15 protein-coding genes and 3 tRNA genes are annotated in these 17,546 nt (G+C 65.3%); 7 read left to right on the top strand and 11 right to left on the bottom strand.

What is annotated here, in order from left to right; all coding sequences use genetic code 11:
- From FEZ61_RS11725 to FEZ61_RS11695, 7 genes are all read right to left on the bottom strand, one after another.
- Positions 1-154, bottom strand: a 154-nt coding sequence (locus FEZ61_RS11725) for a GTP-binding protein (protein WP_242455153.1), incomplete at its 3' end; no start/stop codon positions are given.
- A gap of 84 nt (positions 155-238) precedes the next feature.
- Positions 239-314 (bottom strand) — tRNA-Thr (locus FEZ61_RS11720).
- A gap of 20 nt (positions 315-334) precedes the next feature.
- Positions 335-408: transfer RNA gene (locus tag FEZ61_RS11715), tRNA-Gly, on the bottom strand.
- 23 nt (positions 409-431) lie between these two features.
- Positions 432-516, bottom strand: a tRNA-Tyr gene (locus tag FEZ61_RS11710).
- Positions 517-736: 220 nt separating this feature from the next.
- Positions 737-2,278: a phosphoenolpyruvate carboxykinase gene (locus FEZ61_RS11705; protein WP_173148725.1), complete on the bottom strand. Its 1,542-nt coding sequence runs from the start codon at positions 2,276-2,278 to the stop codon at positions 737-739.
- A 104-nt stretch (positions 2,279-2,382) separates the two neighbouring features.
- A complete protein-coding gene (gene hslO, locus FEZ61_RS11700) occupies positions 2,383-3,276 on the bottom strand; it encodes an Hsp33 family molecular chaperone HslO (protein ID WP_173148723.1) in 894 nt (297 codons plus the stop codon).
- A gap of 107 nt (positions 3,277-3,383) precedes the next feature.
- Complete coding sequence (locus tag FEZ61_RS11695) at positions 3,384-3,767, bottom strand: S4 domain-containing protein (protein ID WP_007161254.1); 384 nt, start codon at positions 3,765-3,767, stop codon at positions 3,384-3,386.
- A gap of 118 nt (positions 3,768-3,885) precedes the next feature.
- On the opposite strand from FEZ61_RS11695, the gene FEZ61_RS11690 reads away from it, so the two are divergent.
- Genes FEZ61_RS11690 through rimK form a run of 3 tightly spaced genes read left to right on the top strand, consistent with a single transcriptional unit; the run spans position 3,886 to position 6,056 of the window.
- Positions 3,886-4,662: an EAL domain-containing protein gene (locus FEZ61_RS11690; RefSeq protein ID WP_064308150.1), complete on the top strand. Its 777-nt coding sequence runs from the start codon at positions 3,886-3,888 to the stop codon at positions 4,660-4,662.
- 15 nt (positions 4,663-4,677) lie between these two features.
- Positions 4,678-5,154: an ATP-dependent zinc protease gene (locus FEZ61_RS11685; RefSeq protein ID WP_017639502.1), complete on the top strand. Its 477-nt coding sequence runs from the start codon at positions 4,678-4,680 to the stop codon at positions 5,152-5,154.
- Positions 5,151-6,056: a 30S ribosomal protein S6--L-glutamate ligase gene (gene rimK, locus FEZ61_RS11680; RefSeq protein ID WP_017639501.1), complete on the top strand. Its 906-nt coding sequence runs from the start codon at positions 5,151-5,153 to the stop codon at positions 6,054-6,056. The genes FEZ61_RS11685 and rimK overlap by 4 nt, the downstream gene beginning before the upstream one ends.
- Positions 6,057-6,206: 150 nt before the next feature.
- Here rimK and FEZ61_RS11675 read toward each other — a convergent pair whose 3' ends face one another.
- A complete protein-coding gene (locus FEZ61_RS11675) occupies positions 6,207-7,526 on the bottom strand; it encodes an ATP-binding protein (protein WP_017639500.1) in 1,320 nt (439 codons plus the stop codon).
- A 137-nt stretch (positions 7,527-7,663) separates the two neighbouring features.
- Between FEZ61_RS11675 and FEZ61_RS11670 the strand changes: the two genes are divergently transcribed.
- Positions 7,664-8,536: an undecaprenyl-diphosphate phosphatase gene (locus FEZ61_RS11670; RefSeq protein WP_064308151.1), complete on the top strand. Its 873-nt coding sequence runs from the start codon at positions 7,664-7,666 to the stop codon at positions 8,534-8,536.
- Between the two features lie 39 nt (positions 8,537-8,575).
- Here the strand turns inward: FEZ61_RS11670 and ompR are convergent, their stop codons facing one another.
- A complete protein-coding gene (gene ompR / locus FEZ61_RS11665) occupies positions 8,576-9,310 on the bottom strand; it encodes a two-component system response regulator OmpR (protein WP_007161260.1) in 735 nt (244 codons plus the stop codon).
- Between the two features lie 175 nt (positions 9,311-9,485).
- Here ompR and FEZ61_RS11660 point away from each other — a divergent pair, with 175 nt between their 5' ends.
- The 3 genes from FEZ61_RS11660 (at position 9,486) to gshA (ending at position 13,978) form a co-directional block, all read left to right on the top strand.
- Positions 9,486-11,804 (top strand): Tex family protein, encoded by a 2,319-nt coding sequence (locus FEZ61_RS11660; protein ID WP_173148721.1) that lies wholly within the window; start codon positions 9,486-9,488, stop codon positions 11,802-11,804.
- A 2-nt stretch (positions 11,805-11,806) separates the two neighbouring features.
- On the top strand, positions 11,807-12,190 hold the full coding sequence (locus FEZ61_RS11655) for a PaaI family thioesterase (RefSeq protein ID WP_017639497.1): 384 nt from the start codon (positions 11,807-11,809) through the stop codon (positions 12,188-12,190).
- A 210-nt stretch (positions 12,191-12,400) separates the two neighbouring features.
- A complete protein-coding gene (gene gshA / locus FEZ61_RS11650; RefSeq protein WP_064308153.1) occupies positions 12,401-13,978 on the top strand; it encodes a glutamate--cysteine ligase in 1,578 nt (525 codons plus the stop codon).
- A gap of 801 nt (positions 13,979-14,779) precedes the next feature.
- On the opposite strand, the gene argA is transcribed toward gshA, so the two are convergent.
- Together argA and argE are read right to left on the bottom strand one after the other, a co-directional pair.
- Complete coding sequence (gene argA, locus FEZ61_RS11645) at positions 14,780-16,078, bottom strand: amino-acid N-acetyltransferase (protein ID WP_017639495.1); 1,299 nt, start codon at positions 16,076-16,078, stop codon at positions 14,780-14,782.
- A gap of 159 nt (positions 16,079-16,237) precedes the next feature.
- A complete protein-coding gene (gene argE / locus FEZ61_RS11640; protein ID WP_160921990.1) occupies positions 16,238-17,398 on the bottom strand; it encodes an acetylornithine deacetylase in 1,161 nt (386 codons plus the stop codon).
- Positions 17,399-17,546 lie beyond the last annotated feature (148 nt).

Below are 17,546 nucleotides of genomic sequence, written 5' to 3'. Positions count from 1 at the left end.
TGTCGATCTGGTCGAAACCACGAGCGGAACCGCCCCAGGTGTCGGCACAGACTTTGGTCAGCGCTGCGGTCAGCGTGGTCTTGCCATGGTCAACGTGACCGATGGTGCCCACGTTCAGGTGCGGTTTGTTACGTTCAAACTTTTCTTTAGCCATCGACACTCTCTCCCTTCACGAATTGAGCAAAGCAATGCCGCCATTAAAACAAAGGCAGATATTTTCATATCTGCCTTTTTAAGATGGAGCTCATGAGCGGATTTGAACCGCTGACCTCACCCTTACCAAGGGTGTGCTCTACCAACTGAGCTACATGAGCGAAACATTTGCCAGTCAAACTGGAGCGGGTAGCGGGAATCGAACCCGCATCATCAGCTTGGAAGGCTGAGGTTCTACCACTGAACTATACCCGCAGAGCCTAAGCGCTCTAGCAATCTGGTGGAGGGGGAAGGATTCGAACCTTCGAAGTCTGCGACGTCAGATTTACAGTCTGATCCCTTTGGCCACTCGGGAACCCCTCCAAAGTGAGGCGGCATTTTCTTCATCTGCCCTCCTCTTGTCAAGGATCTTTTTAAAATTTCCTTAACAATCAATGCTTTCGCGTCGCTCGCTAGCGTTATCAGCGAAAGCGGGCGCAGTTTATGCAATTGCAGCGGACCATGCAACCCCAAGACGTAAAAAAAGCTTAAAAAACAAAGGCCGCCCTAGCGGCGGCCTTTGTTTACAGACAACCAGCCCTGCTTACAGCTGGGGACCGGCGGCCAGGATGCCTTCGGATACGCCGGAGAACTTCTTGAAGTTCTCGACAAACTTGCCAGCCAGCTCGCGCGCCGCCGCGTCATAGGCAGCACCATCCTGCCAGGTGTCGCGCGGATTGAGCAGGACGCTGTCCACGCCGGGAACGGCAACCGGGACGTCGAGATTGATGACCGGAACGTGGCGCGTCTCGGTACCGATGAGGGCACCGCTCTGAATAGCTGCGATGACCGCACGGGTAGTCGGGATGTTGAAGCGATTGCCGACGCCGTAACCGCCACCGGTCCAACCGGTGTTGACCAGGTACACCTTGGAGCCGAAGCCCTGGATGCGCTTGATCAGCAGATCGGCGTATTCAGCCGCCGGACGCGGGAAGAAGGGTGCGCCGAAGCAGGTGGAGAAGGTCGACTTGATGCCGGGACCGGAACCCATCTCGGTCGAGCCGACCAGGGCGGTGTAGCCGGACAGGAAGTGGTAGGCCGCCTGCTCATTATTAAGGATGGATACCGGGGGCAGGACACCGGTGAGGTCGCAGGTCAGGAAGATGACCGCGTTGGGCTCGCCACCCAGGTTGTGTTCGGCGCGCTTGTCGATCAGCTCGCGCGGATAGGCCGCCCGGCTGTTCTGGGTCAGGCTGTCGTCGGCATAGTTGGGCTGACGGGTCTGGGGATCCAGAACCACGTTCTCCAGCACGGCGCCGAACTGGATGGCCTTCCAGATCACCGGCTCGTTCTTCTCGGACAGGTCGATGCACTTGGCGTAGCAACCCCCTTCCATGTTGAAGACGGTGCCCACGCCCCAGCCGTGCTCGTCGTCACCGATAAGGTAGCGGCTCTGGTCGGCGGACAGGGTGGTCTTGCCGGTGCCGGAGAGACCGAAGAACAGGGTGACATCACCCTCCTCGCCCACGTTGGCGGCGCAGTGCATCGGCAGCACGTCCTTTTCCGGCAGCAGGAAGTTCTGCACCGAGAACATGGCCTTCTTCATCTCGCCGGCGTAGCGCATGCCGGCGATCAGCACCTTGCGAGCGGCGAAGTTGATGATGACGGTACCGTCGGAATTGGTACCGTCACGTGCGGGCTCGCAAACGAACTCAGGCGCGTTGATGATCTCCCAGGCCGGCTTGGACTGAGGATTGTATTCGGCCGGATTGATGAACAGGCAGCGGCCGAACAGGTTGTGCCAGGCGGTCTGGGTGCGCATGACGACGGGCAGGTAGTGCTCGACATCGGCACCTACATGCACGTGGGAGACGAATTGATCACGCTCGTCCAGGTAGGCGCTGACGCGCTCCCACAGCGGTGCGAACTTCTCCTCCGGGAAGGCACGGTTGATCGCCCCCCAGTGGATGGCATCGCGCGTGGAGGCTTCCTCGACGATGAAGCGATCTACCGGCGAACGCCCCGTGCGATGCCCCGTCTTGACGACCAGCGAGCCATTGGCGGCCAGCTCTCCTTCGCCACGTCGCAGGGACTCTTCCACTAACTGCGCGACGCTGATATCGGTATACACGTTGGCTTTCGTCATTTCGTTCCCCATGGCCCTGGGCCGTTCCTCATGCTTGTAGCTCTTACACGGCAGAACTACACGTTGCGGGATTATGCCAGAAAGCCTTCGGGCTTTTGCAACGGCTAGTGCCGGGTATTTCCTGGGGTTTGCGTGCCGCCGCCCGCAAAAATCTGCGTGATATCGGCGGCGTCGAACACCTGCTGCTCATTGCAAAACTGACAATCGACCCGAATTTCTCCCTGCTGTTCGTAGAGCAGACTCTTGACGTCCGCCTGCCCCATGCTGATCAGGGCATTGGCCGCCCGATCACGCGAGCAGCTGCAGCTGAAGGCCACCGGTTGCTCGTCGAACAGGCGCACCGCTTCCTCGTGGAACAGGCGATGCAGGATCACCTCGTTGTCGAGACCCAGCAGCTCTTCGGCCGTGAGGGTATCGGCCAGGGTGACGACATGCTCCCAACTGTCCTGACGGGCCTGGGCATCCTTGATGCGCGACGGCGGCAGCTGCTGGAGCAGCAGGCCGCGGGCGCGGCGACCGTCGGCGTTCAGCCAGAAACGGGTGGGCAGTTGTTCGGAGGTGGCGAAGTAGCCGGACAGGCATTCGGCCAGGTTGGCGCCCTCCAGCGGGACGATGCCCTGGTAACGCTGGCCATGCCGGGGATCGATGGTCAGGGCCAGGACGCCATCGGGCATGAGCTCGCCCAGGGAGGCGGACGCGGTGATCTCGGCTTCTTCGTAGCGGGCGATGCCGCGCACCTCACGTTCGCTGGAACATTCGACCATGAGCAGCGGGATGGGGCCGCTGGAGCGTGCCTGGAGCACCAGCAGCCCTTCGAACTTGAGGGTTCCGCACAGCAGGGCAGCCGCCGCCAGCATCTCGCCCAGCAGCTGGGCGACCGGCTCGGGGTAGGAATGCTTGGCTAGGACCTCGACGTAACTGCGGTCCAGCGTGGCCAGTTCGCCGCGGACGTCGGTTTCGTCGAACAGGAAGCGTTGGGTGAAATCGTGGGAAGTCATGAACTACCTATATAAGGAGGAAGGCCGCGAAACGTGACGCTCACGGCGCACGCCAGGACCGGCGAGCGGACCTGGCCAGGAAAGGGATCCGCCGAGTCGCGACGGGATCAGTCGTCGAACGGGTGGACGTACTCGCGGAACTGATGGATCTGTCGACGCTGCTTCTTGGTGGGCCGGCCATCGGTCTGTAACCCGAGGTTGCCCGCCTTACGCGCGGCTGCGGCCTGCTCGCGCGCCTTGAGGCTTTCCGGCGTCTCGGTATAGAGCTGCTGGGCTTCGGGCGCACCGCGGCGATTCTGCGACAGGGCGACGATCACCACGGTCTTTTCGTCATAGCCCTGACGAATGGTGAGAACATCGCCAACACGGGGCTCCTTGCTGGGCTTGCAGCGCTCGCCACGGCACTGGACCTTGCCGCCTTCGAGGGCTGCCTTGGCCAACGCACGGGTCTTGAAAAAACGTGCCGCCCACAGCCATTTGTCGAGGCGCATCCGTTCTTCAGTGTGATCTACTGCATACATCGAATAAAAGGTCCCCTATTGGGTCTTAGACTCTTCTCAAGAACTCTAAACCATCGGACCGACGCTGCAAGCGTGCCTCTGGAGAGCCATGACCACATTCTTTCCTTCCGACCTGACCGGCCAGACCCGCTGCGCGGGTTGCCAGCAGTCGGAACCCCTGGGCTTCGACTTCGACTTCGCCTATCAGCCCATCGTGGACCTGGGCAAAGGCGCGGTCTTCGCTCGGGAAGCGCTGGTACGCGGACCGGGCGGCGAAGGCGCGCTGTCGGTGCTCAATCAGGTGACCGACAGTAACCGCTATCGTTTCGACCAGCTCTGCCGCACCAAGGCGATCGCCACCGCGGCGATCTTGGGCCTGCAGGAGAGTTTGTCGATCAACTTCCTGCCCAACGCCGTCTATCGTCCGGAGCTGTGCATCCGCAGCACCCTGGCCGCCGCGCGTGAGCACGGCTTTCCCCTGGAGCGGCTGATCTTCGAGACGGTGGAAACCGAGCACGTGGCCAGCAACCACCTGACGCACATCCTGCGCGAGTATCAGCAATTCGGCTTCAAGACCGCCATCGACGACTTCGGTGCCGGTCATTCCGGCCTGACGCTGCTGGCCGAATTCCAACCCGACCTGGTCAAGCTCGACATGGCGCTCATCCGCGACATCGACCGGGACCAGGTGCGGCGGACCATCGTGCGCAACCTGATCGTCATGTGCCGCGAATTGGGCACCCAGGTAATCGCCGAGGGCGTAGAGACCGTGGCCGAACGCGATTGCCTGCGCGACCTCGGGATCGAGCTGATGCAGGGTTATCTGTTCGCCAAACCAGCCTTCAAGCAGCTCGTCGATCCGCAACATTTAGGCGGAGGCCACTGATTTCAAGGAGCAGCGATGAGCAATTCCGCCGAACCGGTCATTATCGGCCTGAGTGAGTGGGTGGCCTTGCCCGAACTGGGCGTGGTGGGCCTGAGAGCCAAGATCGATACCGGCGCCAGCACCTCGGCCCTGCATGCGACGGAAGTCCAGCCCTTCATGCGCGGCAAGGAACGCTGGGTGAGATTCACCGTGCACCTGGGCACCCTGGTCCAATCCCGGCATCGCCATTGCGAAGCGCCGCTGGTGGCGAAAAAGACCATCCGCAGTTCCAACGGTATCGCCCAGACCCGCTATGTCATCCGTACCCTGCTGGCCCTGGGCGAATGCCAGTGGCCGGTGGAATTCACCCTAGCCTGTCGCAAGAGCATGCGCTATCGCATGCTGCTCGGCTCCAAGGCCTTGATCGATGGTGGCCTGCTGGTGAATCCGGCCGTCTCCTATGCGCAAGACAAACCCCAGTTGTCCCTTACTCCGGCCTCCGGTGCCCCATGAAAATCGCCGTTCTCTCGCGTAACCCCAATCTGTACTCCACCCGGCGCCTGGTCGAAGCCGGCGTCAGCCGCGGCCATGAGGTGGTCGTGGTCGACACCTTGCGCGCGTACATGAACATCGCCAGCCACAAGCCACAGATCCATTACCGCGGCAAACCGTTGGAAGGCTTCGACGCAGTCATCCCGCGCATCGGTGCCTCGGTGACCTTCTATGGCTGCGCGGTGCTGCGCCAGTTCGAGATGCAAGGGGTCTTTCCGCTCAACGAGAGCGTGGCCATCAGCCGTTCGCGCGACAAGTTGCGCTCCCTGCAGCTGCTCTCGCGCAAGGGCATCGGCCTGCCGGTGACGGGCTTCGCCCATTCTCCGGACGACGTGCCGGACCTGATCCGGATGGTCAATGGCGCGCCGCTGGTGATCAAGGTGCTGGAAGGCACCCAGGGCATCGGGGTGGTGCTGTGCGAGACCGAGAAGGCAGCCGAATCGGTGATCGAGGCCTTCATGGGGCTCAAGCAGAACATCATGGTGCAGGAATACATCCGCGAGGCGGGCGGCGCGGACATCCGCTGCTTCGTGGTCGGCGACAAGGTGATCGCCGCGATGAAACGCCAGGCCGCGCCCGGGGAATTCCGCTCCAATCTGCATCGCGGCGGTACCGCCAGCCTGATCAAGATCACCCCAGAGGAACGCATGACCGCCCTGCGTGCGGCCCGGGCCATGGGCCTGAGCGTGGCCGGGGTGGATATCCTCAGATCCAATCACGGCCCGCTGGTGATGGAGGTCAATTCCTCGCCCGGCCTGGAAGGCATCGAGCAGACCACCGGCAAGGACGTGGCCGGGATCATCATCGAGTACCTGGAGAAGAACGCCGAGCCGGGGCTGACGCGGACCAAGGGCAAGGGTTGAGGCATTTGCTCCAGGGGTGGTGTGGGCATTCGCGTTATCGCGGCCATGGGCCGCTCCTACAGCCTCCGGCGTAACCGTAGGAGCGGCCCATGGCCGCGCTAGGACAGTTGCTCCTACAGGCTCAGGTGTAGCTCCGCCATGGTCGAGAGATCAGCTGGCGCTACGGGGGAGCAGCAGGCCCAGGGGCAACAGCACCCGGGCTTCCACACCGCCGCCTTCGCGATTGCGCAGCTCGGCGCTGCCGCCGTGCTGCGCGGCGATGCGCTTGACGATGGCCAGGCCCAGCCCGGAACCGCTGACGGTGCGGGCGCGATTGCCTCGGGTGAAGGGATTGAAGATGTCCTGCAGGTCCTTGGGATCGATGCCGGGACCACGATCCATGACGCTCAGGGCGACATAGGGCGCCGTGGCCGATCCCGCGACCTGCCCGACCACCTCGATACCGCCACCGCCGCCATGGCGCAGGGCGTTTTCCACCAGGTTGGTCAGCAGCCGCTTGAAGGAGATGCGTCGCACCGGCAGCGGCGGCAGGACGTCCAGCATCAGCCGCACCCGCTCCGTGTGCTGGTTGTAGGGCGCCACCACCTGGCGAGCCAGCTCGTTGAGGTTGGTGAGTTCCTGAGGTTCGTCGCGACCGTCACGGACGAAGGCGAGGAACTGGTCGAGGATGGCGTTCATGTCCTCGATGTCGCGGATCATGTCCTCCGCCTCTTCGCGCTCGGCCGGCGGCATCAGCTCCACCGCCAGCCGCAGGCGAGTCAGGGGCGTGCGCAGGTCATGGGAGACGCCGGCCAGCATCAGCTCGCGCTCGCGACCGGCCTGCTCGACGTCTTCGGCCATCTGGTTGAAGGCGTGGTAGACGTCCTGGATCTCGCTGGGGGCATCGGTTTCCGGCAGCCGTACGCTACGCCCCTTGCCCAGCTCGCGCGCGGCATTCACCAGGCGACGCAAGGGCTGGTTGAGCTGCCGCACGAAGACCCAGGCGGCGCCGACGGACAGCAGGCCGATGGCCAGGAACCAGCCGAGTACGCTCCAGATGTGCTGACCGCGCAGGGGGTGGGCCATCAGCGGGATCTTGATCCAGTCCGGCCCAAGGGTGGGCGCCAGCACCCAGAGCGCTGGCCCGTGCTGGACCCGCACCCGCACCTCGGTCTCCTCGCCCAGCTCCTGTTTCATCTGGCGCTCGAAGATCTCGCTGTAGGGCCAGTGGTACTCCCCGGCCGGTACGGTCTCGGGCGACTCGTAGCGCAGGCCGGCGGCCTGGGCGATGCGCGGCCGCTCGGCTTCCGGGGTGGCCCAGTAGGCCCTGAGCGTCAGAGCCGCGCCATGACTGTACTGGCGATCGACCAGGACGTCCTCGTTGAGCAGCAGATAGACCAGGGTCAGCGCCTTGGAAAACAGCACCGCGAGCAGGACCATCCATAGCGAGCGGGCGAAGAAACTCTGGGGAAACCAGCTAGGCGCCTTCATCGACCAGGATTTCCGCGCAAAACGGCGCGAAAGCCATCACAACCTCTGGGGTTGCAGGGTTCAGATAGGCAACCCGACATGGAAACATTCGGATACATTTGCTCGTCCATTTTTTCCCTTCGACCTGGAGTTCTCTCGTGTCCGACATCTGCCAGACCGGCCTGGACATCGGCTTCGCCTCGCTCAGCTATGCGCAGATCGCCTTTCTCGGCGTGGTGCAGGGTATCACCGAGCTGCTTCCCATTTCGTCCACGGCGCACATGCGGGTGGTCCCGGCGCTGCTCGGCTGGCGCGATCCCGGTTCGGCCTTTTCCGCCGCCATGCAGATGGCGGCCCTAGCCGCGGTGATCAGCTACTTCTGGCGCGATGTCAGCGGTGTGACCCGGGGCAGCCTCGCTGCGGTGCGCCAGCGCGACTTCGACAGCCCGGACTTCCTGCTGGCAGTGATGATCGTGCTGGCGACCATTCCCATCTGCATCGCCGGACTCTTGCTGGCGCCCCTGCTCAACGCCTGCGACTCGCCCCTGCGCGGCCTGAGCGTTATCGGCTATGCCTGTCTGGCCATGGCCGCCCTGCTGGCCCTGGCGGAGCGGCTCTGCCGGCATAACAGAGACATCTCGCAGATGCGCCTGCGCGATGCCCTGATCGTGGGGATCGCCCAGGTCGGCGCGCTGATTCCGGGCGTGTCCCGCTCGGGCTCGACCCTGACCGCCGCCATGTTCCTCAATCTGCGTCGCGAGGAAGCCGCACGCTTCTCCTTCCTGCTGGGCCTGCCGGCCATCGCCCTGGCTGGACTCAAGGAGCTGGTGGTGCTCTGGCACGCGCACATCCCGGCCGAGGCCTGGTCGCTGCTGCTGGTGGGATTGCTGGTGGCGAGCCTATCGGCCTTTGCCGCGATCTGGGGCCTGATGCGCTTTCTGGAACGCTTCTCGACCTGGCCCTTCATCATCTATCGCGCGCTGCTGGGGATCTTTCTGCTGGTGGGCGTGCATCAAGGCTTGTTCGCCTGAGCCCCCCTTAGCCGGGGCGCGATGCCCCGGCTACCTGCCTTACTTGCCGGCGCCATCCGGCACGAAGACGTAACCCACGCCCCAGACGGTCTGGATATAGCGCGGCTTGGATGGATCGGGCTCGATCATCCGGCGCAGACGCGAAATCTGGACGTCGATGGAGCGCTCCAATGCATCCCATTCGCGACCGCGGGCCAGATTCATCAGCTTGTCGCGGGTCAGCGGCTCGCGGGCGTGATCGACCAGTGCCTTGAGCACGGCGAATTCGCCGGTGGTGAGCATGTGGGTCTCTTCGCCACGCTTGAGTTCGCGGGTGGCCAGGTGCAGGGCGTAGTCGCCAAAGGTCACCACCTCGTCGGTCCCGGCGGGGGCGCCAGGTACCACCGGGGCCTGTCGACGCAGCACGGCCTTGATGCGGGCCACCAGCTCCAGCGGGTTGAAGGGCTTGGCCAGATAGTCGTCGGCACCCTGGTCGAGGCCCTGGATGCGGCTGCCTTCGTCGCCCTTGGCGGTCAGCATGATGATGGGAATGCGATTGCCGCTCTCACGCAGCCGACCGCAGGCGGACAGGCCGTCTTCGCCAGGCATCATCAGATCGAGAACGACCAGATTGAAGACTTCCCGCGCCAACAGGCGGTCCATCTGTTCGGCGCTCTCGACGGTGCGTACGCGATAACCCTGTTCGGCTAGAAAACGCTCCAAGAGGCGGCGCAGCCGGGCGTCGTCATCGACGACCAGGATCTTTTCACCTTCTGGGGCAGCAGGGGTGCTCATAATATCTCCTTGTGATCTAGCACTGGATTATGCCGTAGGCCATCCGACCGCGGCGTTGGGCCATTGTTAGCAGATTTTGCCCCACCGCGGGCGGTGGTGGTGGCGCAGGAAGCGGCGGCCCGGTGGGCTCGGGTATACTGCGGCCCGCTTTTTCTTGTGCCAGCCAGGTAACCCGATGGATATCAATAGCCGTATCGCCGAGGAGCTCGGCGCCCGCCCGCAACAGGTCGCCGCCGCCGTGGCGCTGCTCGACGAAGGGTCGACCGTGCCCTTCATCGCCCGTTACCGCAAGGAAGTCACTGGCAGCCTGGACGACACCCAGCTGCGTCATCTCGAAGAGCGACTGCGCTATCTGCGCGAGCTGGAAGAGCGCCGCGGTGCGGTACTGGCCAGCATCGAGGAACAGGGCAAGCTGACCGCCGAACTGGCGCGCGAGATCAATCTGGCCGATACCAAGACGCGGCTGGAGGACCTCTATCTGCCCTACAAGCAGAAGCGCCGCACCAAGGGCCAGATCGCCCTAGAGGCCGGCCTCGGTCCGCTGGCCGAAGCGCTGTTGGGCGATCCGACCCTGAATCCCGAGTCCGAGGCGGCCGCCTATGTCGACGCGGACAAGGGCGTGGCGGACGTCAAGGCCGCCCTGGAAGGCGCCAAGTACATCCTCATGGAGCGCTTCGCCGAAGACGCCGACCTGCTGGCGCGGCTGCGCGGCGTCCTGCAGCAGGACGCCATCCTCAGCGCGCGCCTGGTGCCCGGCAAGGAGACCGAAGGCGCCAAGTTCAGCGATTACTTCGAGCATGACGAGCCCTTCAAGGCGGTGCCCTCGCATCGGGCCCTGGCGATCTTCCGCGGGCGCAACGAGGGCATCCTCAGCGCCGCGCTCAAGCTCGGCGACGAAGGCCCAGGCATCGCCCATCCCTGCGAAGGGCTGATCGCCGCGCATTTCGGCCTGAAGAACGAAGGTCGCGCCGCGGACAGGTGGCTGGCCGAGGTGGTGCGCTGGACCTGGAAGGTCAAGCTCTATACCTCCCTGGAAACCGATCTGCTCGGCGAGTTGCGCGAAAAGGCCGAAGAAGAGGCCATCGCGGTCTTTGCCCGCAATCTGCACGACCTGCTGCTGGCCGCGCCGGCCGGTCCGCGCACCACCCTGGCGCTGGACCCGGGTCTGCGCACCGGGTGCAAGGTCGCCGTGGTGGATGCCACCGGCAAGCTGCTGGCCACCGACACCGTCTATCCCCATGCGCCGCGCAATCAGTGGGACCAGACCCTGGCCACCCTCGGCGTGCTCTGCACCAAGCACGGCGTGGACCTGATCGCCATCGGCAACGGCACCGCCAGCCGCGAGAGCGACAAGCTGGCCGGCGAGCTGATCAGCAAGTACCCGGGCCTGGGCCTGACCAAGGTGATGGTCAGCGAAGCCGGCGCCTCGGTGTACTCCGCCTCGGAACTGGCCGCCCGTGAATTCCCCGAGCTGGACGTCTCCCTGCGTGGCGCCGTGTCCATCGCCCGCCGCCTGCAGGATCCGCTGGCCGAGCTGGTGAAGATCGAGCCCAAGTCCATCGGCGTCGGCCAGTACCAGCACGACGTCTCCCAGCTCAAGCTGGCGCGCAGCCTGGACGCCGTGGTGGAAGACTGCGTGAACGCCGTGGGCGTGGACGTGAACACGGCTTCCGCCGCCCTGCTGGCGCGGATTTCCGGCCTCAACGCCACCCTGGCGCAGAACATCGTGCAATTCCGCGACGCCAACGGCGCCTTCGCCACCCGCGAGGCGCTGAAGAAGGTGCCGCGGCTGGGCGAGAAGACCTTCGAGCAGGCCGCCGGCTTCCTGCGCGTCATGAGCGGCGCCAATCCGCTGGACGCCTCGGCGGTGCACCCGGAGACCTATCCGCTGGTGCAGCGCATCGCCGCCGACACCGGCCGCGACATCCGCTCGCTGATCGGCGACTCGGCCTTTCTCAAGCGCCTGGATCCGAAGAAATTCACCGACGAGAGCTTTGGCCTGCCGACGGTGACCGACATCCTCCAGGAACTGGACAAGCCGGGTCGCGATCCACGTCCAGAATTCAAGACCGCGGTGTTCCAGGACGGCGTGGAGAAACTCTCCGACCTCAAGCCGGGCATGGTGCTGGAGGGCGTCATCACCAACGTCACCAACTTCGGCGCCTTCGTCGACATCGGCGTGCACCAGGATGGCCTGGTGCACATCAGCGCCCTGTCGGAGAAGTTCGTCAAGGACCCCTACGAGGTGGTCAAGGCGGGCGACATCGTCAAGGTCAAGGTGATGGAGGTGGACGTGCCGCGCAATCGCGTGGGGCTGTCCATGCGCATGGGCGACACCCCCGGTGAGAAGGTCGACGGCAAGCCCGGCGGCCAGGCTCACGGCAACGGCGGCAAGCCCCGCGCCGACAAGAGCGCCCCGCGTCAGACCCAGGCCACGCCGGCCAACAATGCCATGGCGTCGCTGTTCGCCAACGCCAAGCAACTGAGGAAATAGGCATGAGCGGTTCTCCCGTAGGCAAGGACAGCGCCTTCAGCACCCTGCTGGGCATGACCATCCACAAAGCCGAGGCCGGCGAGTCCGAGGTGCGCATGAGCGTGCAGGACAGGCTCATCAACCTGCATGGCAAGCTGCACGGCGGGGCCATCTTCTCGCTGATCGACACCGCCCTGGGCCAGGCCAGCCACAGCCTGTTCGACGGCCAGCCCGGCAGCGTGACCCTGGAGTGCAAGGTCAACTACGTGCGTGGCGTCAGCGAAGGCGAACTGGTCTGTCGCGCCCGGGTGATCCACCCGGGTCGCAAGACCCATGTGCTGGAAGCCCAGGTGCATCAAGGCGACAAGCTGATCGCCCTGGCCCAGGCGACCTTCGCCTGTCTGTGACCGGCCAGCCCGGGCGGCAGCGAAGCGGCGCATATCGCCCTTTGCCGCTGCCTGAGCTACGCTGGGAGACAACTGAGCGGGTTGCGGTCTGAGGCTTGAACCCGGACCGCAGCAGTGACTGCTGCCCCCGCGTCGGCCCTGGCCGGCAACCCTCATTTCAGTCGGTTTCTTCTACCCTGCCCGGGGCGAGTACCGCCAAAGGAAGTCAACTTGAGCGATATCCTGTCCCGCCGCCTGGCCCTGCTCGGCGCTGATCCCACCCTTCTGGCCGAATGCCTGCACGGCATCGAGCGCGAGACCCTGCGGGTGGACGCCCGTGGCCAGTTGTCCCGGCACCCCCATCCGCAGGCGCTGGGCTCGGCCCTGACCCATCCGCAGATCACCACGGACTACTCCGAGGCCCTGCTGGAATTCATCACCCCCACCGGTACCCGCACCCCCGAGGTGCTGGCCGCCCTGGATCGGGTGCATCGCGCCGCGGTCGCCGAACTCGATGGCGAGCGCCTCTGGAGCGGTTCCATGCCCTGCGCGTTGCCGGCCGAAGACGAGATCCCCATCGCCGACTACGGCAGCTCCAACATCGGCCGGCTCAAGCACGTCTATCGGCGTGGTCTGGCCCTGCGCTACAGCCGCACCATGCAATGCATCGCCGGCATCCACTACAACTTCTCGCTGCCGGAAGCGGCCTGGGAACTGCTGCGCCAGCAGGAGGGTGACGCCCGCGACGCCCGCGACTACCAGTCGGCTCGCTACATCGCCCTGATCCGCAACTTCCGCCGTTATAGCTGGCTGCTGATGTACCTGTTCGGCGCCTCGCCGGCACTGGACGTGGGGTTCCTGCGCGGCCGGCCGCACCAGCTGCAGACCCTCGACGAGCGGACTCTGTACCTGCCCCATGCCACCAGCCTGCGCATGAGCGACCTGGGCTACCAGAGCAACGCCCAGGCCAGCCTGACGCCGGACTACAACGACCTGACCACCTACACCGAGAGCCTGAGACGCGCGGTGGGCACGCCCTACCCGCCCTATGCGGAAATCGGCACGCACCAGAACGGCGAGTGGGTGCAGCTCAACACCAACATCCTGCAGATCGAGAACGAGTACTACGCCACCATCCGCCCGAAGCGCGTCACCCGCAGCGGCGAGCGGCCGGTGCAGGCGCTGATGGCGCGTGGCGTGCAGTACATCGAGGTGCGCTGCCTGGACATCGATCCCTTCCTGCCGCTGGGCATCGATACCACCACCGCCCTCTTCCTCGACGCCTTCCTGCTCTATTGCGCCCTGGAAGGCAGCCCGCCGCTCAACGGCGAGTGCAGCGAATGCACCGACAACTTCGCCAGCGTGGTGCGCGAAGGCCGCAAGCCGGGTCTGCGCCTGCAGCGCCATGGCGCCTCGGTGACCATGATCGACTGGGCGGCGGAGATGCTCGACCAGATCGAGCGCTGCGCCGAGACCCTGGACGCCAGCCTGGGCGGTGACGCCCACCGCCGGGCGGTGGCGGCACAGCGGCAGAAGGTCGCCGACGTCCGCCTCACCCCCTCGGCGCGGATGCTGCAGGAGCTGCGCGAACGCGGCGAGAGCTTTGCCGACTTCGGCCTGCGCCAGAGCGAGGCTCATGCGGCCTATTTCGCCAGCCATCCGCTGAGCGAAGGCGAGCAGGCGTGCTATGCCCAGATGGCGCGCCAGTCGCTGGACGAGCAGGCGGAGATCGAGGCGGCGCCCCAGGGGGATTTCGATACCTTCGTGGCGGCCTATCAGGCGAGTATTCTGGCGACGATCGGGGTGTAGGCAGGTAGGTTGGGTTGAGACGGCTCCATCGTCGAAGCCCAACGTTGCGGTGCCAAAGAGTTTGTTGGTGCCCTAGCTGATTATCGTGTTCTGCTGGTGGATCTTGTTTCGCCCACCCGGGCGACTCACTTTTTTCAAACGCGAAAAAAGTAAGCAAAAACGCTTGCCCCACGTTTCGGCCCTCCGCTGCGTTGCGGGTCCCCTCGCTCCGGTGCCGCTCCAAGGGCACGGCACGAAGGGGCATCCTGCCCCTCGCGCCTTGCTCGGCGTCCTGCCTCGCATCCCCCTCCGCAACACCTACACTCGGCCTCACTGACGGGGCGGGGCGCTAGCCTGAGGCTTGGTGCTTACACCTTTGTAGCGTGGAAAACCGCGCAGCGTTTTCCATTGGTGGGTACCGACGCTATCAGTGGACAAGGCTTCGCCGTTGTCCACACTACGGACGGTTATGGCTCTTCAACCAACACTTTCAGGCTAGCGAACCGCCCCGTTCAGGAGGGCGAACGCCAGTGTCGTGGAGTGGGTCGAGCCGCATGGATGCGGCGAGAGGCCTAACGGGCCATGGACGGCCCGTGTAGGCCGACCCCGGAACGGCGCTGGGGTGAGCGGACCTGGAGCGAAGCGGAAGGCCGGATGGTCGGGGCAAGCGTTTTTGGTTACTTTTGCCGCGACTGGCAAAAGTGACTCGCCCGAGGGGGCGAAACAAAAACCATCTGAAAGCTCGGTAATCAGCCAGAAGCCAGCCAGAACGTTGGGCTTCGACGATAGAGCCGTCTCAGCCCAACCTACGAGCGCGCGCTCTTACAAGCCCTTCTCGAAGATCTTCGAATTGCGCTGGAAGTTGTACAGCGAGGCCCGCGCCGCAGGGAGCCGCTCCACGCTGCTGGGTTCGAAGCCGCGTTCGCGGAACCAATGGGCGGTCTTGGTGGTGAGCACGAACAGGGTGCCGAGGCCGCGCTCACGGGCGCGTTGTTCGATGCGTGCCAGCAGGGCGTCGCCGCGGCCGCCGTGGCGGTAGTCGGGATTGACCGCGAGGCAAGCCAGCTCGCCCGCCGCCGAGTCGGCGATGGGATAGAGCGCCGCGCAGGCGATGATCAGGCCTTCGCGTTCGACGATGCTGAATTGCTCGATCTCGCGCTCCAGCACCTCGCGGGAACGGCGCACTAGGATGCCCTGCTCTTCCAGCGGGCGGATCAGTTCCATCAGGCCGCCGACGTCGGCGATGGTCGCTTCGCGCAGGGTCTCGAAGGGTTCCTGGGCCACCAGGGTGCCGCTGCCGGCGCGGGTGAAGAGTTCGGTGAGCAGGGCGCCGTCCTCGGCGTAGCCGACGATGTGGCAGCGGCGAACACCGCCACGGGTGGCCTGGGCGGCGGCATCGAGCAATTCGGCCTGGTAGGAACTGCCCAGGCGCGCCAGATGGGTGGGGATCTGCTGCGGGCCGATCTCGCGGATCAGGGCGCCGTGCTCGTCCAGCAGGCCTGGCTCGGCGCCGTAGAGCACCAGCTTGTCGGCGCCCAGGTCGATGGCGGCGCGCATGGCGACGTCTTCGCAGGCCAGGTTGAAGGTCTCGCCGGTGGGGGAATAGCCCAGCGGCGAGAGCAGCACGATGGTGCGCTCGTCGAGCAGGCGACCAATGCCGCGGCGGTCGATGCGGCGGACTTCGCCGGTATGGTGGAAGTCGACGCCGTCCTGCACCCCCACCGGGCGCGCGGTGACCAGGTTGCCACTGGCGACCCTCAGCCGCGAGCCCTGCATGGGCGAGGCGGCCATGTCCATGGACAGCCGCGCCTCGATGGCGCTGCGCAGGCTGCCGACGGCATCGATCACCGCTTCCAGGGTCGGGCCGTCGGTGATGCGCAGGTCGTTGTAGAAGCGCGGCTCGATGCCACGGGCGGCCAGGCGCGATTCGATCTGCGGACGGGAGCCGTGCACCAGCACCAGGCGCACGCCCAGGCTGTGCAGCAGTACCAGGTCGTGGACGATGTTGCCGAAGTTGGGGTGGGCGACGCCGTCACCGGGCAGCATGACGACGAAGGTGGCGTCGCGGTGGGCATTGATATAGGGCGAGGCGTGGCGGAGCCAGTTGACGTAGTCGTGCATCGAGACGAAGACCCTTGGTGGATAGGCGTGAGGGTGAACGAGGGCAGGCAGGGCGTTCAGCGTCGTCGCAGCACGGAGGTTCCTCGACAGGGAGCGGATGGGCAGGGTCAGTAGACCGCCTGGAGTTTACAAAAAGTCACGCCAAGCGCGCGGATCTGTTCATCGGGCGACCGCCGCCTGCTCCAGGCAGTAGTGGCCGATCAGTTGCTGCAGCAGCTTGACGGTAGGTGCGATCCGCGCCAGCGCCAGGTGCTCCTCGGGCTGGTGCGCGCAGCCGATGTCGCCGGGGCCGAGGACCAGCACCTCCTGGGCGATCGCCTGCAGATAGGGCGCCTCGGTGGCGAAGGCCACGGCGTCGGCGGCGTGGCCGGTGAGGCGCTCGGCCAGGCGCACCAGCTCGGCGTCGGCCGGCTGCTCGAAGGGCGGCACGGCGGGAAACAGTGGCTGGTAGTCGATGCGTACCCCGAAGCGCTCGGCGACGGGCAGCAGGCGTCCGCGGATGGCCTGGCGCAGGACTTCGGGCTGCATGCCCGGCAGCGGGCGCAGGTCGAATTCCAGGGCGCACTGGCCGCAGATGCGGTTGGGGTTGTCGCCGCCATGGATGCAGCCGAGGTTGAGGGTCGGCTGGGGCACCAGGAACAGCGGATTGCGGTACTCGCGCTGCCACTGGGCGCGCAGGTCGAGCAGTTCGCCCATTACCGCCTGCATGGCCTCCAGGGCGCTGTGCCCCAGACTCGGGTCGGAGGAATGGCCGCTCTGGCCGAGGATGTCGATGCGCTCCATGAGGATGCCCTTGTGCAGGCGGATCGGCCGCAGCCCGGTCGGCTCGCCGATCACCGCGGCGCGGCCCAGCGGGCGACCGGCCTCGGCCAGCACCCGGGCGCCGTCCATGGAGGATTCTTCGTCGCAGGTGGCGAGCACGATCAGCGGCTGGCGCAACTGCCGCAGATCCAGTTCGCGTACCGCCTCGAGGATCAATGCGAAGAAGCCCTTCATGTCGCAACTGCCCAGCCCGTACCAGCGATCGTCGGCTTCGCGCAGACGCAGGGGATCGGCCTGCCAGAGCGCCTCGTCATAGGGCACGGTATCGGTATGACCCGCCAGCACCAGGCCACCCGGTCCGCTGCCCAGGGTGGCGATCAGGTTGAACTTGCCCGGCGCCACCTCCTGGGTCGCGCAGGCGAAACCCAGGGCGCCGAACCAGTCGCTCAGGCGGGCGATGACGCCGGCGTTGGACTGGTCCAGCGCCGGCTGGGTGCAGCTCACCGAGCTTTCGGCGATGAGGGTTGAGAACAGAGCTTTCAGCGCGGGCAGGGTCATGCGGGGTCTCCTGGTCACGGCTCCATCATGGCGCCATCCGCCGTGCGATGAAACCTTCATGGGCCTTGGCGACGCGGACCGGCTAAACTAGCGGCCACGTTCTCGCCGTCCGTCATCACGACGCGCTCGGCACGGAGCCGGACCGTTC

It is taken from the genome of Pseudomonas sp. MS15a(2019) (assembly GCF_013277805.1).
In the GTDB taxonomy this organism is placed as follows: domain Bacteria; phylum Pseudomonadota; class Gammaproteobacteria; order Pseudomonadales; family Pseudomonadaceae; genus Chryseomonas; species Chryseomonas benzopyrenica.
This window is presented reverse-complemented; position numbering and strand designations above follow the sequence as displayed.

Excerpts from the sequence above, each read along its gene's own strand:
- FEZ61_RS11705 (WP_173148725.1), bottom strand. The coding sequence starts at position 2,278 with ATGACGAAAGCCAACGTGTATACCGATATCAGCGTCGCGCAGTTAGTG.
- hslO (WP_173148723.1), bottom strand. The coding sequence starts at position 3,276 with ATGACTTCCCACGATTTCACCCAACGCTTCCTGTTCGACGAAACCGAC.
- FEZ61_RS11695 (WP_007161254.1), bottom strand. The coding sequence starts at position 3,767 with ATGCGCCTCGACAAATGGCTGTGGGCGGCACGTTTTTTCAAGACCCGT.
- FEZ61_RS11690 (WP_064308150.1), top strand. The coding sequence starts at position 3,886 with ATGACCACATTCTTTCCTTCCGACCTGACCGGCCAGACCCGCTGCGCG.
- FEZ61_RS11685 (WP_017639502.1), top strand. The coding sequence starts at position 4,678 with ATGAGCAATTCCGCCGAACCGGTCATTATCGGCCTGAGTGAGTGGGTG.
- rimK (WP_017639501.1), top strand. The coding sequence starts at position 5,151 with ATGAAAATCGCCGTTCTCTCGCGTAACCCCAATCTGTACTCCACCCGG.
- FEZ61_RS11675 (WP_017639500.1), bottom strand. The coding sequence starts at position 7,526 with ATGAAGGCGCCTAGCTGGTTTCCCCAGAGTTTCTTCGCCCGCTCGCTA.
- ompR (WP_007161260.1), bottom strand. The coding sequence starts at position 9,310 with ATGAGCACCCCTGCTGCCCCAGAAGGTGAAAAGATCCTGGTCGTCGAT.
- FEZ61_RS11660 (WP_173148721.1), top strand. The coding sequence starts at position 9,486 with ATGGATATCAATAGCCGTATCGCCGAGGAGCTCGGCGCCCGCCCGCAA.
- FEZ61_RS11655 (WP_017639497.1), top strand. The coding sequence starts at position 11,807 with ATGAGCGGTTCTCCCGTAGGCAAGGACAGCGCCTTCAGCACCCTGCTG.
- argA (WP_017639495.1), bottom strand. The coding sequence starts at position 16,078 with ATGCACGACTACGTCAACTGGCTCCGCCACGCCTCGCCCTATATCAAT.
- argE (WP_160921990.1), bottom strand. The coding sequence starts at position 17,398 with ATGACCCTGCCCGCGCTGAAAGCTCTGTTCTCAACCCTCATCGCCGAA.